General features: G+C 70.2%; 11 protein-coding genes. 9 read left to right on the forward strand and 2 right to left on the reverse strand.

What is annotated here, in order from left to right:
* Positions 1-9 precede the first annotated feature (9 nt).
* Entirely contained in the window at positions 10-1,731 is a 1,722-nt protein-coding gene (locus ACIBTM_RS43105) for a DEDD exonuclease domain-containing protein (protein ID WP_395882910.1), read from the reverse strand.
* Positions 1,732-1,827: 96 nt separating this feature from the next.
* On the opposite strand from ACIBTM_RS43105, the gene ACIBTM_RS43110 reads away from it, so the two are divergent.
* The 4 genes from ACIBTM_RS43110 to ACIBTM_RS43125 all read left to right on the forward strand — a co-directional run bounded on the left by ACIBTM_RS43110 (position 1,828) and on the right by ACIBTM_RS43125 (position 6,274).
* Positions 1,828-3,216, forward strand: coding sequence for an NYN domain-containing protein (locus ACIBTM_RS43110; protein WP_395882911.1), 1,389 nt, complete (start codon positions 1,828-1,830; stop codon positions 3,214-3,216).
* Positions 3,217-3,297: 81 nt separating this feature from the next.
* The gene (locus ACIBTM_RS43115; protein ID WP_395882912.1) at positions 3,298-3,540 is read left to right on the forward strand and encodes a hypothetical protein; all 243 of its coding nucleotides are present in this window, start codon (positions 3,298-3,300) and stop codon (positions 3,538-3,540) included.
* 446 nt (positions 3,541-3,986) lie between these two features.
* Entirely contained in the window at positions 3,987-5,039 is a 1,053-nt protein-coding gene (locus ACIBTM_RS43120; protein WP_395882913.1) for a C40 family peptidase, read from the forward strand.
* Positions 5,040-5,116: 77 nt separating this feature from the next.
* On the forward strand, positions 5,117-6,274 hold the full coding sequence (locus ACIBTM_RS43125; protein WP_395882914.1) for a glycosyltransferase family 4 protein: 1,158 nt from the start codon (positions 5,117-5,119) through the stop codon (positions 6,272-6,274).
* 4 nt (positions 6,275-6,278) lie between these two features.
* On the opposite strand, the gene ACIBTM_RS43130 is transcribed toward ACIBTM_RS43125, so the two are convergent.
* Positions 6,279-6,902 carry a uridine kinase gene (locus tag ACIBTM_RS43130; RefSeq protein WP_395882915.1) on the reverse strand — a complete coding sequence of 208 codons (624 nt, stop codon included), beginning with the start codon at positions 6,900-6,902 and terminating at the stop codon, positions 6,279-6,281.
* A gap of 124 nt (positions 6,903-7,026) precedes the next feature.
* Here ACIBTM_RS43130 and ACIBTM_RS43135 point away from each other — a divergent pair, with 124 nt between their 5' ends.
* The 5 genes from ACIBTM_RS43135 (at position 7,027) to ACIBTM_RS43155 (ending at position 14,908) form a co-directional block, all read left to right on the forward strand.
* Complete coding sequence (locus ACIBTM_RS43135) at positions 7,027-7,380, forward strand: SRPBCC domain-containing protein (RefSeq protein ID WP_378371447.1); 354 nt, start codon at positions 7,027-7,029, stop codon at positions 7,378-7,380.
* A gap of 25 nt (positions 7,381-7,405) precedes the next feature.
* On the forward strand, positions 7,406-8,605 hold the full coding sequence (locus tag ACIBTM_RS43140) for a cytochrome P450 (protein WP_395882916.1): 1,200 nt from the start codon (positions 7,406-7,408) through the stop codon (positions 8,603-8,605).
* A 25-nt stretch (positions 8,606-8,630) separates the two neighbouring features.
* Positions 8,631-9,911, forward strand: a complete 1,281-nt coding sequence (locus tag ACIBTM_RS43145) for an adenosylmethionine--8-amino-7-oxononanoate transaminase (protein ID WP_395882917.1) — start codon at positions 8,631-8,633, stop codon at positions 9,909-9,911.
* A gap of 239 nt (positions 9,912-10,150) precedes the next feature.
* The gene (locus tag ACIBTM_RS43150; RefSeq protein ID WP_395882918.1) at positions 10,151-12,403 is read left to right on the forward strand and encodes a bifunctional SulP family inorganic anion transporter/carbonic anhydrase; all 2,253 of its coding nucleotides are present in this window, start codon (positions 10,151-10,153) and stop codon (positions 12,401-12,403) included.
* Between the two features lie 318 nt (positions 12,404-12,721).
* Positions 12,722-14,908, forward strand: coding sequence for a SulP family inorganic anion transporter (locus tag ACIBTM_RS43155; protein WP_395882919.1), 2,187 nt, complete (start codon positions 12,722-12,724; stop codon positions 14,906-14,908).
* Positions 14,909-14,945: the final 37 nt, after the last annotated feature.

Consider the following 14,945-nt stretch of genomic DNA (forward strand, 5'->3'; position numbering starts at 1 on the left):
GCTGAAATCCTAGCCCGCCACGCGTTCCAGTGCCGTCGCGCTCGCCGCGAGATCGAGCCACTCCTGCCAGCCGCCCGCGACGGCCGCCGGCTCCGCCCAGGGATGTGTGGTGCGCACTAGCCGGACGCCGGGACGGGTCAGCCAGCGCAGGAGGATGCCGATCTCCTCCGGGATCGCGCCGAAGAGCGGCCCCTGCCCCGGGAGCACCGTCTCCGCCGAGGCCACGAGCATCTCGACGACCGGCATCGGCGGCACCCCGCGCCGGGCGACCCCCGCCGACGCGAGCCTGCCGTGCCGGATCACCGCCAGTTCCCAGCCGCCGTTCCCGTCCGGCCCGGCGGCGATCAGCTCGGGAATACCCGCCAGCGCCGACTGCCGGTGCGCCCGGCCGACCGCTCGGATCAGCCCGGCCAGCTGATCGCGATGCTGGGCGGCCTGTTCGTAATGTTCCGCCGCGGAGAGCCGGGCCAGCTGGTCGGCGGCGGCCCGCAGCGGCCGTCCGTCCGTTCCGGCGATGAGGCCGGACACCGCCAGCACTCCCGGCCGGTACGCCTCGGCCGTCTGCAGCCCGGCGCACGGCGCCCCGCAGCGGCCGAGTTCGGCGAGGACACAGGGTGTCCCGCTCGGCGCGGTCGCCGAGATGCGCTGGGTGCACGTCCGCAGCCCCGAGGCGCCGGCGAGGGTGTCCGCGGCGGACCGGGCGTCGGTCTGGGTGCGAAAGGGCCCCAGCGTCCCGTCTCGCGGCATGCGGACCACCGACAGGCGTGGGAACGCCTCCTCGGTCAGCGCGACCCACCACGCGTGCCGTGGGTTCTTGGAACGGCGGTTGTACATGGGACGGTGGGCGGCGATCAGCCGAAGCTCCCGGACGGCGGCTTCGAGCGCGTGCGCGCATTCGACCGCGTCGACCCGCTCGACCAGCGCGACCATCTCCCGGATCCGCCCTCGGCTCTCCGAACCGGTGAAGTACTGCCGGACCCGGCGGCGCAGATCGGACGACGTCCCGACGTAGAGGACCTCGTCGCTCGGGCCGCGGAACAGGTAGACGCCGGGCCTCGACGGCAGATGCTCGGCAAGTGACCGTTTGCGGCGCTGGGCCGTGGTCACTTCGGGCAGGTAGTCCAGCAGCTCTTCGAGGGTGTGGACGCCGAGATTGCCCACCCTTTCCAGCAGCGCGTGCAGGACGTCGACGGTGGCGCGCGCGTCCGCCAGCGCGCGGTGGTTGGGCGTCGTACGCGCCCCGAACAACGCCGCCAGCGCGGAAAGCCGGTAGCTGGGCGTCTCGTCGCGGGAGATCACCCGGCGCGCGAGCCGGACCGTGCAGACGACGGCCGTCTTGGGCCAGTGGTAGCCGTGGCCCTCGCAGGCCGCGCGCATGAATCCGGTGTCGAAGGCGGCGTTGTGCGCCACGAGCACGGCACCGGAGATGAATTCGAGGAACGCGGGCAGCACGCGCTCGATCCGGGGAGCGTCGTAGACCATCGCCCCGGTGATGCCGGTGAGTTCGACGATCTGGGGCGGGATCGGCATCCCCGGGTTGACGAAGGTGGCGAACTCGCCGATCACCTCGCCCGCGCGGATCTTGACCGCGCCGATCTCGGTGATCCCGTCCGGACCGGGTTTCGTCCCGGTGGTCTCCAGGTCGAATACGACGAAAGTGATGTCCCGCAAAGGAGTTCCCAGCTCGTCGAAGGCGAGTTGCGCCGCGCCGGGCCGCCGTCCGGTGTCCATGGTCGGGCACAGTAGGGGCGGGTACCGACAATCCCAGGATGCGCGCACGCCGTCCCATCGAGCGCGCCCGGAGGGCATGGGGCCTACGCTGGAGCGATGCAACCGCAGCCCGCAGTGCCCGAATCGCCCGAGGACGCCACCGGCGGCCCCTCGGGTGTCGTGGCGTCGGCGGGTGCGCCGGAGACGTCCGAAGAGGTGCCTGCCGAAGGCTGGACGGCGTTGCCGGAGACCGTGCGGGAACGGATCGCCGAGCTGGCGGCCGCCGCCGTCGGCAAACTGCCGCTCGCCGACGTGCCGAGGCAGCTGCGCCCGGTCGCGAAGTTCGCCCCGGCGAAACGCGCGAAACTCGGCGGGACGGCGTTGCTCACCGCGTTGGGGGAGTCTTCGCAGTTCCGGGTCGCGGTCACCGAATGGCTGCGCGACCACCGCAAGGACGCCCTCGACCCGAACGCCCCCGATTCCGTCGCCGCCGCGGCCGCCGCCGTGCTGCTCGGCGAGGCGGGCGCGGCCGGACGGGTCCGGCTGGTGGCGAAGAACGCCGAGGAGACGGCGTTGCGCGCCGAACGAGATGCCGCGTTGGCCCGCAACCAGCGGCTGGAGACCGAGCTCGCGCAGCTGCGCGAAGAACTGCGCGAAGCCAAGGAGATCGCCGGTGGGGCGCGGGGCGAACGCGACGCCGAGGTCGAAAAGCTGTTGAAGCGCCTGCGGGAACAAGGTGTCCAGCTCCGACAGGCGAAGGACGCCGTCGCCGAGGCGCACGATCGGCTCGAAAGCGGAGGCGCCGAGACCGCCGAAGAGATCAAGGCGCTGAAGGCCCAGTTGGACCGTGAGAGGCAGCGTGTCGCGACAGAGCGGGCGCGGGCGGAGAAGGCCGTCACGGACGCCGAGATCGCCCGTCAGTCCGCCCGTGAGGCGCGTCAAGCCGACGAGGTCAGGCTCGGGCTGCTGCTGGACACGATCGAAGGCGCCGTCGGCGGGCTGCGCCGCGAACTTTCGGTGAGTGCCAGGGGCAGGCGTCCGGCGGACATGGTGCGCGGCGCGACGTCGGGTCTCGGGGCGGGCGGCAAGATCCAGGACGTCACCGCGCTCGACCGGTACCTCGCGCTGCCCAACGTGCATTTGATCGTCGACGGCTACAACGTCACGAAGACCGGGTATCCGGAGCTGGCGCTTTCCGACCAGCGCGACAGGCTGATCCACCAGCTGTCCGCGCTCGCCGCGCGGACTTCGGCCGAGGTCACCGTCGTATTCGACGGTGCCGGTGTGCTTTCCGTGCCCGCCGCGGTGCCGCGCGGGGTGCGGGTGCTGTTCTCCGAACGCGGCGTGCTCGCGGACGACGTCATCCGGTCCCTCGTCGCGGCAGAGCCGCCAGGACGGCCGATGGTGGTCGCGAGCACGGACCGGGCGGTGGCGGATTCGGTACGGGGCAAGGGCGCGCATCCGGTGCCGTCGGCGGTACTGGTGTCGCGGCTCAGCCGGGTTTGACGGCGGCGCGTCCCACGAGGCCCGAAACTGTCGGTGGTCGCTCTTAATGTGCACCTCACCACTGAAAGTGAGGAGCCCGAGATGGACGACAAGGCCATCGCCGATATAGCGGACATAGAGACGCTCGTCATCGATTGCGACCGGTGCGCGGTCCGGGGTGACGCATGCCATGACTGTGTCGTCAGCGTCCTCCTCGGCGCGCCGCTCGCGCTCGAATGGGACGCCGACGAGCGGAAAGCGGTCGACGCGCTCGCCGAAGCCGGGATGGTGCCACGCCTCCGGATGGTCGAGATCGTGGCGCAGGAGCGCCGGAAATCGGCCTGAGGACACACCCCGACCGGGGCATTCGACGAGTGGTCGATCCGATCGGGTGAACGGTAGGTAGTCGTGATCGGCCCCAGGTTGTAACGCCCGTCACACCTTTCCGCTCATGCTGGTCCGAAGGTGTTTCGGCGCATCACGGAGAGTTTTTGCGCTTTCCATGGTGGACGCGGTGCCCGTGGTTTCGTAACCTGTCCGAGATCTCGTGGCCGGAAGTCGTCGCCAGACGGCGACACGGGATCGCCACTGAGGCAGCTTTGTCGGGGAGCTGCACCGGAATCAGCCACGCGCCAAACCTGTTGCGATAGCACTCGGCCAGGCGCGAGGCGGGAACGCGGGGAACCGCGCGGGCCTCACGGTCGGCGTCGCGGCTTCGCGGAAGAGGGCCCCCGACCTCTTCGTCCCGGGTTCCGAGTCGGTGGCCGACAGCAAAGGAGACACGCGCGACCGTGCAGTCGCATCCAGTCAAGCGCGTGGTGTCAGGAGCTTTGGCCGCGGCCGCGGTGATCACCGCGGTGACAGTGGCCCAGCCTTCCGCCACCGCTGCCCCAGGCCCCGCCCTCCAACAGCCCCCGTCCGGCTCGGACGCGCTCGCCAAGTACCGCGACCTCGCGGCACAGGCCGAGAAGGCGAACGAAGACCTCCTCAAGGCGAAGGACGACCTCGCCGCGAAGCAGGGTGAGCTCGACAAGGCGACCGCCGACGCCGCCGCGGCCAAGGATCTCGGTATCAAGGCGGCCGGTGACGAGAAGACCTTCCAGGCCGAGGTGAACAAGTTCGCCGGTGCCTCGTTCACCAGCGGTGTGCAGCTGAACAAGCTGTCGTCGCTGCTGTCGGGCGCGTCGACCCAGGACTTCCTGGAGCGTTCCTCGGCACTCGAGGTCCTCGCCGCGAACAAGAACACCGCTCTGACCAACCTGAGCGGTGCCGTCGCCCAGGCCGCGGCCGCGGCCAAGCAGGCGGCGGACGCCCAGAACACGGCCACCACCGCCCGTGACGCAGCCGCAAAGCTGACCACGGACATCGAGGCGCGCCAGAAGACGCTGAGCGAGCAGATCAAGGAGATCGAGCGGGCCGGCGGCAACCTGAGCGCCGCGGACCGGGCCGCCCAGAAGGACAAGGGCGGCGCTTTCCCCAACCTGCCCGCTCCGGGACCGGCCGCCGCGGCGGCCCTCCAGGCCGCGAAGAGCAGGCTCGGCAGTGCCTACGTTTGGGGCGCGACCGGTCCGTCCACCTTCGACTGCTCGGGTCTGATGCTGTGGGCGTACAAGCAGGCCGGTCTCACCCTGCCGCGGTCCAGCCGTCAGCAGTCGACCTTCGGCGCCCCGGTGCAGAGGTCGCAGCTCCAGCCGGGCGACCTGGTGTTCTACAACTCGCCGGTCTCGCACGTCGGTATGTACGTCGGCAACGGCATGATGGTGCACGCACCGACCTCCGGTGACGTCGTCAAGGTGTCGCCGCTGCAGAACAACTACGTCGGCGCCCGTCGCCCGACGGCCTGACGAACAGACGCGAAGGGGCGGTACCGCGCAGGCGGTGCCGCCCCTTTCGCCTGCGGCGGGCCAAGTAGCCTGCAGGGGTGCTGAGGACCCTGCTGGTGACCAACGACTTCCCGCCCCGGCCGGGCGGTATCCAGAACTACCTGAACTCGCTGGCCACCCGCCTGCCCGCGGACGACCTGGTCGTCTACGCCCCCTCATGGGAGTCGAGCACCGGCTCGCACGGCGAGTTCGACGCCGCCGCCCCGTTCGAGGTGGTGCGCCATCCGACGTCGCTGATGCTGCCGACCCCGGACGTGCTCAAGCGGGCGAAGGAGATCATGCGCGCCCGTGACTGCGAAGCCGTCTGGTTCGGCGCCGCGGCGCCGCTGGCGTTGCTGGGGCAGCCGCTGCGTTCGGCGGGCGCGCGCCGGGTGCTGGCGTCGACGCACGGCCACGAGGTCGGCTGGTCGATGTTGCCGGGCTCCCGGCAAGCGCTGCGGCGGATCGGCGACACCGTCGACGTGATCACGTACGTCAGCAAGTACACGCGCTCGCGCTTTTCGGCCGCTTTCGGCCCGATGGCGGGGCTGGAGATGCTCCCGTGCGGCGTGGACACCGCGCTCTACCGGCCGGATCCGGCCGCGGGCAAGGAGATCCGCGAGCGGCACGGTCTCGCCGACCGGCCGACGATCGTCTGCGTTTCGCGGCTGGTGCCGCGCAAAGGCCAGGACATGCTGATCAAGATCCTGCCCGAGCTCCGCAAGCGGATCCCTGATGTGGCGCTGCTGCTCGTCGGCGGCGGCCCGTACCGCAAGACGCTCACGGGGCTCGTCGAAGCGCTGGGCGTCGAAGACAGCGTCGTCATCACCGGATCGGTGCCGTGGAAGGAGTTGCCCGCGCACTACAACGCGGGCGACGTCTTCGCGATGCCCGCGCGGACGCGCGGGAAAGGGCTCGACGTCGAGGGGCTGGGCATCGTGTACCTGGAAGCCTCGGCGACCGGGCTGCCGGTCGTCGCCGGGAATTCCGGCGGTGCGCCGGAAACGGTGCTGGACGAGGTCACCGGGCACGTCGTCGACGGCCGCGACGAGCGGCAGCTGAGGGAGACGCTGGCCGCGTTGCTGGCCGATCCGGTGCGGGCACGGCGGATGGGGGCCGCCGGTCGCGACTGGGTCGGCGAGAACTGGCGGTGGGACACCATGGCGAGCCGGCTTTCCGGCCTGCTCGACGGCGACGCCGTCGCGGCGGTGCGCTGAGGAGTCAGGGTTCGTAACGCGCCGGATGTTTCGGATCGTCGACGCGGATGACCACGTCCGACAGCGCCGACGGGTCGACTTCCTGTTCGTAGCGCGCATAAGCGGGGAGCGCCCACGCGTCGGGCACCCGCCGCTTCAGCGCGCCGGGCGAGAGCCACAGGTGCACGCTCAGGTCGAACGCGAGCCCCGCGCCGAACAGGAACTCGCCGTCCACCAGGACGACGCCGCCTTCGGCCAATTCGACGCGTTCGGCGCGGGTGGCGCGATCGCGCACCGGATCCCACAGCGACGGGAGGACCAGGCCGCTGCCGTCCTCGGCGAGCGGGTCGAGCACCTCGCGGCGCAGGGCCCCGAGGTCGAGCCAGTCGCTGTAGCGCGAATCCGGGTCCTCTTTGCCCCGTTCGAAGCGCAACGAGGCGGGGCGGAGGAAGTCGTTCGCCGAGATCCGCAACACCGCGTGACCGGCGATCCGCAGGGGATCGACCAGGGCGTCGGCGAGTTCTGTGGTGTTGGTCGCACCGGCCGCGCCGTCGATCGCGACCGCGATCCGGCGGCGGCCCGTGATCGCCGTGATGCGCTCGGTCAGCTCGGACACCAGCAGAGCGGGAGAAATCGGACGGTAGCGCACGGAAAGACATCCTCCACCCGGACCGGTGACCGTCGCACGCTACACCCGATGGGATGATGGCCCGGTGACCAAAACAACGGCCAAAACAGCCGGAAGTGGTTGGCAGGTAGGCGTTTCCCAGACGGTGCCGTACACCAGCACTCAAGTGTGGGACTTCCTGGTCGGACGCGAGGGTGTGGGCATCTGGCTCGGACCTGGTGCCGAACTCGGCCACGAGCTGGGCGCGGCGTACGAGACGGCCAACGGGACGACCGGCGAGATCCGCGGTCGCTCCGAGGGCGACAAGCTCCGGCTGACCTGGCGCCCGAAGGACTGGGACCACGACTCGACCTTGCAGATCACGGTGAGCGGTACCGACCAGAAGACCACGCTGCGTTTCCACCAGGAATGGCTCGCGGGCGCCGACGAGCGCGAGGAACAGCGGGCATACTGGACCGAAGTGACCGAGCGAGTGGTGGCCGCGCTGGCCGAACGCTGACCGGCGCGCCGGGGGAGGCGTACCGATGGGGGAACCGAAGAACCTGGACTGGGATTTCGTCCAGGATCCACACCGGGTTTCGGCACTGCTGCGTGAAGAGGGCCCGGCCCGCAAGGTCCGGCTGCCGCGCGGCCTGAACGTCTGGCTCGTCACCGGGTACGCCGAAGCCCGCGCGATCCTCTCGGATCCCCGGGTGGGCAAGGATCCGGCGGCCGTCCAGCGGCTCTTCGAACGCGACGGCTTCGAATCCTCCGGTGACAGCGCCGTCCGGGCGTTGAACGGGCATATGCTCAACTCCGACCCGCCGGACCACACGCGGCTGCGCAAACTGGTCAACCAGGCCTTCACCACCCGCACGGTTTCCCGCCTGCGGCCGAGGATCGAGCAGATCACCGCGGAACTGCTGGACGGCATCGGCGACGCCGAGCGCACCGACCTGCTGCCCGCTTTCGCGGTCCCGTTGCCGATCCGGGTGATCTGCGAACTGCTCGGCGTCCACGCGGGCGACCAGCCGGCGTTCGCGACCTGGTCGAACACGATGCTCGCCTGGTCGACGCCGGAGGAGCTCCAGGCCGCGGCCGCGAAGATGCACGCGTACCTCGTCGACCTCATCGAAGAGAAACGCGCCGAGCCCGCCGACGACCTGCTTTCGGGCCTGATCCACGCCAGCGACGAAGGCGATTCGCTCGCCGCGGACGAATTGCTGGCCATGGCGTTCCTGCTGCTGGTGGCGGGCTTCGAGACGACGGTCAACCTGATCGCGAACAGCGTCTTGGCACTGCTCCGGGAGCCGGAACAGCTGGCCGCCCTCCGCGCCGATCCCACCCTGCTTCCCGGCGCGGTCGAGGAGTTCCTGCGCTACGACGGCGCGATCCACCTGGCGACCATCCGGTTCACCAAGGAACCCGTCCTGGTCGGTGCCGTCGAGATCCCGGCTGACGAGTTCGTGCTCGTCTCCCTCCTCGGCGCGAACCGGGACGCCGGACGGTTCGAAGACCCGCACCGCCTGGACGTCACGCGCTCGGCGGCGGGGCATCTCGCGTTCGGGCACGGTATCCACCACTGCGTCGGTGCCCCGCTGGCCCGCCTGGAGGCCGAGATCGCCTTGCGCGGGCTGCTGGAGAGGTTCCCCGCACTCGGCCTGGACGCCGAACCGGAAACCTTGCGATGGCGGGAAAGCACCCTGGTCCACGGCCTGGAGACCCTCCCTGTGCGCCTGCGCTGAGGAGGGCGTGTCGTAGGGTCGCCGGATGGACGCCGCCGAACTCCTCGCGCTCGACGCGGAACACGTCTGGCACCCGTATGGGCCGATGCCGAGCACGATCGGCTCCCTGCTGGTCCGCGAGGCGAGCGGGGTGCGGCTCACCCTCGACGACGGCCGCGAACTGGTCGACGGCATGTCGTCCTGGTGGGCGGCGATCCACGGCTACCGGAACCCGGTGCTGGACGCGGCGCTGGCCGAGCAGGCGGGCCGGATGAGTCACGTGATGTTCGGCGGGCTCACCCACGAACCGGCCATCAGGCTGGCCAAGACGCTGGTCGACCTCGCGCCGGAGGGCTTGCGGCACGTCTTCCTGTGCGATTCGGGGTCGGTGTCGGTCGAGGTCGCCGTCAAGATGTGCCTGCAGTACTGGCAGTCGGTGGGGCGCAAGGAGAAGCGGCGCCTGATGACCTGGCGCGGCGGCTACCACGGTGACACGTTCACCCCGATGAGCGTCTGCGACCCCGAGGGCGGGATGCACGCGCTGTGGCGCGGGATTCTGCCGGAGCAGCTGTTCCTGCCCAAACCACCCGGCGGTTTCGCCGACGAGCCGGATCAGGGCTATCTGGACCTGCTCGCGACCGAGATCGAGCGGCACGCGGGCGAACTGGCCGCGGTCATCGTCGAGCCGGTCGTGCAGGGCGCCGGCGGTATGCGGTTCCACCCGCCCGCGTACCTGCGCGCGCTGCGCGAGATCACCGAGGCCAACGACGTCCTGCTCGTCTTCGACGAGATCGCCACCGGTTTCGGCCGCACCGGCCGGATGTTCGCCGCCGAGCACGCCGGGGTCACTTCCGATGTCCTGTGTCTCGGCAAGGCGCTGACCGGTGGATACCTGACGATGGCGGCGGCGTTGTGCACGCCGGAGATCGCCGACGGGATCTCGCGCGGTGAGCTGCCCGTGCTGGCGCACGGCCCGACGTTCATGGCGAACCCGCTGTCCTCGGCCGTCGCCAACGCTTCGCTGGGGATCCTGGCCGGAGGCGGCTGGAAGTCCGACGTCCCGCGGATCGAGGCCGCGTTGACGGCCGGTCTCGAACCGGCTCGCGAGCTGCCCGCGGTCGCCGACGTGCGGGTGCTCGGCGCCATCGGCGTGATCGAACTGGACCATCCCGTGGACATGGCGGTGGCGACGGAGATCCTCACCGGGAACGGGGTCTGGCTGCGCCCGTTCCGGAATCTGATCTACACGATGCCGCCCTACATCTCCGAGGCGGACGACCTCGCCGCGATCACTTCCGCAATGGTCTCGGCCGCACAAAAAGCGTAAAAAGGGCAAAGTTCAGCCCAAAGAGTGTGACAGCGGCCACAGCAATCCGGAGAGGCCACGCTCGGTACAGAGCGTGGTCGCGAGTTGATCTTGGTCAGGCGAACGGGCGAGTCCGATCGAGGTCCATCTCGGGCGGTTTGCCGCTAAAGCGTGATATGTCCTAGTTCGCGGGCGCACAAGCAAACCTGAGAAACCTTTGCGTAGCGGACTTTTGCGCGCCGATCGGGTTTCCTGCCCCCATGATCGACATCGTTGGTGATGAGCACGACACCGGGCCTCCGGGCCGCCGCAATCCCGCATCGACCCTCCTGAAGAACCTTCGCCACGACGTCCCGGCTTCGGTCGTCGTCTTCCTCGTGGCGGTCCCGCTTTCGCTCGGCGTCGCACACGCCGCCGGAGCCCCCTTGCTCGCCGGACTCGTCTCCGCCGTCGTCGGCGGGATCGTCGCGAGCTTCTTCGGCGCCTCCGCCCTGCAGGTCAGTGGTCCCTCCGCCGCGCTGACCATCGTCATCGCGGAGACCATCGCCACCTTCGGCTGGGCCGCCACCTGCGCGATGACCGTCGCGGCGGGCGCGGTCCAGATCCTCTTCGGCCTCACCCGCGTCGCACGGGCGACCCTCGCGATCTCACCCGCGATCGTGCACGGCCTGCTCGCCGGGATCGGCCTGATCCTCGTCCTCGGCCAGCTGCACGTCGTACTCGGCGGGGTGGCGCGGGGTTCCACGATCGAAAACATCCTCGCGCTGCCGGGCCGGATCGTCGGTCATCACGACCAGGCCGCGCTGGTCGGCGTGGTCACCGTCGGGGTCCTGCTGGCTTGGACCCGGATGCCGCGTGCGGTGCGCCGCGTGCCCGGCCCGCTTGCCGCCGTCGCGCTGGCGACCGGCCTTTCCGTCGCGGCGGGGATGGACCTGCCGCGCGTCGACCTCCCGAACGGGCTGCCGGGGCTGGGTTTCGTCCCCCAGGCGCCGTCCGGATCCTGGGTGGCGATCATCGCCGCCGTCCTCTCCATCGCGCTCATCGCCAGCCTGGAGAGCCTGCTTTCCGCCGTCGCCATCGACAAGCGCCGCGACGGTCCGCGCACCGACCTCAATCGCGAACTGGTCGGCCAAGGCCTGGCGAACGTCGCCGCCGGTTCGCTCGGCGGCTTCCCGGTCACCGGTGTCGTCGTGCGCACCATGACCAACTTCGAAGCGGGCGCCCGCACCCGGATGTCGGCGATCCTGCACAGCGTCTGGATCCTCGGCTGCTGCCTGTTCCTGGCGGGCGCGCTGCGGTTGATCCCGCTCGCCGCGCTCGCCGGTCTCCTCGTCCACGTCGGCGCGAAACTGGTCAACCTCACCAATCTCCGCGAGGTCCGCCGCCACGGCGATCTGCCGGTCTATCTCGCGACCCTGCTCGGCGCGGTCGCCGTCAACCTGCTGACCGGGGTCGCCGCGGGGATCGTGGTGGCGCTCGCCTTGATGCTGCGCCGGATGTTGTTCTCCGGGATCCACGTCGAACGGGACGGCTCGCGGACCAGGGTCGTCATCGAAGGCGCGCTCACTTTCCTTTCCGTGCCAAGGCTCACGACCGTGCTGGCCGAAGTTCCCGAGCGCGCGGAGGTGACGCTGGAACTGTTCGTCGACTACCTCGACCACGCCGCTTTCGACTGCCTGCGCGGCTGGCAGCGCGCGTACGAACGCGCCGGGGGAACGGTGATCGTCGACGAGGTCGGGCATCCGTGGTTCGAACGCGGCAAGGCGGGCGTGCCGACCGTGCGCCGCGGTGTGGCGTCCCGGGTGGTGCCGCGCTGGCTCGCGCCGTGGTCGCAATGGCAGGCCGAACATCTCGAACTGCCGAGCCAGCGCGGCGGCAGCGTTCCGTTGTGCCGCGGCGCTTCGGAGTTCCAGCGGCGGACGGCACCGCTGCTGCGGAGCACCTGGGACGGGCTGGCGAACGGGCAACAGCCGCATACGCTTTTCATCACCTGCGGCGACGCGCGGATCGTGCCGAACCTGATCACCACGAGCGGGCCGGGCGACCTGTTCACCGTGCGGAACATCGGGAATCTCGTCCCGCGCGCCGAAGCGGATTTCTCGGTGGGGGCGGCGATCGAGTACGCCGTCGGGCTGCTGCGGGTGCGGGAAGTGGTGGTGTGCGGGCATTCCGGCTGCGGAGCGATGAAGGCGTTGCTCGGGGACGCGCCCACCGGCCTCGCGCACCTCGGCGGCTGGCTGCGCCATGGCGAGGCGACCATGCGGCGCAGGGACAGCGAAGGGCCGGTGCTGCTCGACGGCACGCGGCCGGCGCACGAAGGTGATCAGCTCGCCCTGCACAACGTGGTGCAGCAACTGGAAAACCTGCGCTCGTACCCGGTGGTCGACGCCGCGCTTGCCCGAGGGGAACTTCGGCTGACCGGGATGTACTTCGACGTCGGGAAGGCGAACGTCTATCTGTTCGACGATGCGCTGCGGTCGTTCACCTCGGCCGCGACCCCGGTGAAGTCCTGAGGTAAGGCGACCACGCGTGCTTGGAGACCGATCTCGCGTGATTGGAGGCGGAACTCGCCGGTCGCGTGAGTTTCGCCCCGAAGCACGCGTGATCCGGCTTCAAGCACGCGTGATCCGGCTTCGCGTTCGGGGCTTTGGGTTGACCGGGCGGCCGACCGGTACATCCCAGGATTCGGGAGCCGGTAAGGCTTTTCGCAACTCGGGAGACATCTTCGGGCAACAAATCGAGCCGAAAGTGGGCCACGCCACCCGTCTGTAGGGTGATATTCACTCGATCAGGTGGTGCATATCGGACAATTCACCAGTTTCCTGGTGATCATGAAACAACCTCTCGCCGTGCTTCGTCACGACCTGCCCGCCTCGTTGGTGGTGTTCCTCGTCGCCGTCCCGCTTTCACTCGGGATCGCTCTCGCGTCAGGGGCGCCGATCGTCGCGGGGCTGATCGCGGCGGTGGTGGGAGGTGTGGTCGCCGGCGCGCTGGGCGGTTCCCCGCTTCAGGTGAGCGGCCCGGCCGCCGGGCTGACGGTGATCATGGCCGAGACCATCGCGACCTTCGGCTGGGCGACCACCTGCGCGATCACCGTCGCCGCGGGCGCGCTGCAGATCCTGCTGGGGCTGAGCCGCATCGCCCGCGCGGCGCTCGCCATCTCGCCCGCCATCGTCCACGGCATGCTCGCCGGGATCGGGGTCACGATCGTTCTCGGTCAGCTCCATGTCGTGCTGGGTGGGTCGGCGCAGAGTTCGGCGCTCGAGAACATCGCCGAGCTGCCCGCACAGGTCGTCGGCCACCACGACACCGCCGCGCTGATCGGTGTGCTCACGATCGGCATCCTGCTCGTATGGCCGCGGCTGCCCAAAGCCGTCCGCAAGGTGCCCGGCCCGCTCGCCGCGATCGCGCTGACGACCGTGCTGTCCGTCGCCATCGGGATGACCCTGCCCCGGGTCAACCTGCCGGGTGACCTGCTCAACATCCGCTTCGCGCCCGAATTCCCGGACACCGGCTGGGGCGCGTTCACCGTCGCGGTCGTCACCATCGCCCTGATCGCGAGCGTGGAAAGCCTGCTGTCGGCCGTCGCCGTCGACAAGATGCACACCGGGCCGCGGTCGAACCTCGACCGCGAACTGATCGGCCAGGGCGCCGCGAACATGACCTCCGGCGCGCTGGGCGGTCTCCCGGTCACCGGTGTGATCGTCCGCAGCTCGACCAACGTCGCGGCCGGCGCCCGCACCCGGGCGTCCGCGATCCTGCACGGCGTCTGGATCCTGGTGTTCGTCGCCGCGTTCGCCGGGCTCATCCAGAACATTCCGCTCGCCGCGCTGGCCGGTCTGCTCGTCCACGTCGGCGCGAAACTGGTGAACCCCGGCCATATGAAGCAGGTCCTCAAACACGGCGATCTGGGGCTGTACCTGGTGACGCTCGCCGGCGTCGTCGTCTTCGACCTGCTCACCGGCGTCCTGCTCGGTATCGCGCTTTCGGTGCTGCTGATGCTGCGGCGCACGGTGTGGTCCGGGATCCACGCCGAGCGCGATGGCGACGAATGGCGCGTCGTCGTCGAAGGCGTCCTGACGTTCCTTTCGGTGCCGAGGCTCAGCCGTGTGCTCGCGACCGTGCCCGACGGCGCGAAGGTGACCTTGGAACTGGTCGTCGACTACCTCGACCACGCCGCCTTCGAGAGCCTGTCGAACTGGCAGCAGGGCCACGAACGCGGCGGCGGCACGGTGCTCGTCGACGAGGTCGGGCATCCGTGGTTCGCCAAGGGCAAGTCCGGCGATCCCACGCTGACCCGGACTGCCGCGGCGCGTTCGGTGCCGCGGTTCCTCGCGCCGTGGTCCGACTGGCAGGCCAAGGACCTCGAACTGCCCGGACAGCGTGGCGGGCCCACCCTGCGCGGGGCGACCGAGTTCCAGCGGCGCACCGCCGCGCTCATGCAGCCCGCGCTCAGCAAACTCGCCGGTGGCCAGTCGCCGCACACCCTGTTCATCACCTGCGGCGACGCGCGGATCGTGCCGAACATGATCACCACGAGCGGTCCGGGTGACCTGTTCACCGTGCGCAATATCGGGAACCTGGTGCCCGCCCGCCGGGCCGATCCGTCGATGGGCGCCACCGTCGAGTTCGCCGTCGGCGTGCTGAAGGTGCGCGAGATCGTGGTCTGTGGTCATTCCGGCTGCGGTGCGATGCAGGCGCTGGCCACCGGAGCCCCGGACGGCGCGCCGATGCTGGCCTCCTGGCTGCGGCACGCCGAGCCGAGCGCGCGCCGCGAGGCCCCGGTGACCCTCGACGGCGAACGCCCGGACACCGAGGTCGACCGGCTGGCGCTCAAGAACGTGCTTCAGCAGCTGGAGCACTTGCGTCACTATCCGCTGATCGCCGAGGCGGAGGCGCGCGGCGAGCTGCACCTGACCGGGATGTACTTCGACGTCGGGGCGGCGCAGGTCTATCTGTCGGACGGCGAGAGCCCGGCGTTCGCGCCAGTCGGGGCCGTCGCCACATCCGGGGGCTAACGGACGCCGTTCAGCGCGACTCGATCCGGACCCACTA

It is taken from the genome of Amycolatopsis sp. NPDC049868, from assembly GCF_044461365.1.
Classification (GTDB): Bacteria; Actinomycetota; Actinomycetes; order Mycobacteriales; family Pseudonocardiaceae; genus Amycolatopsis.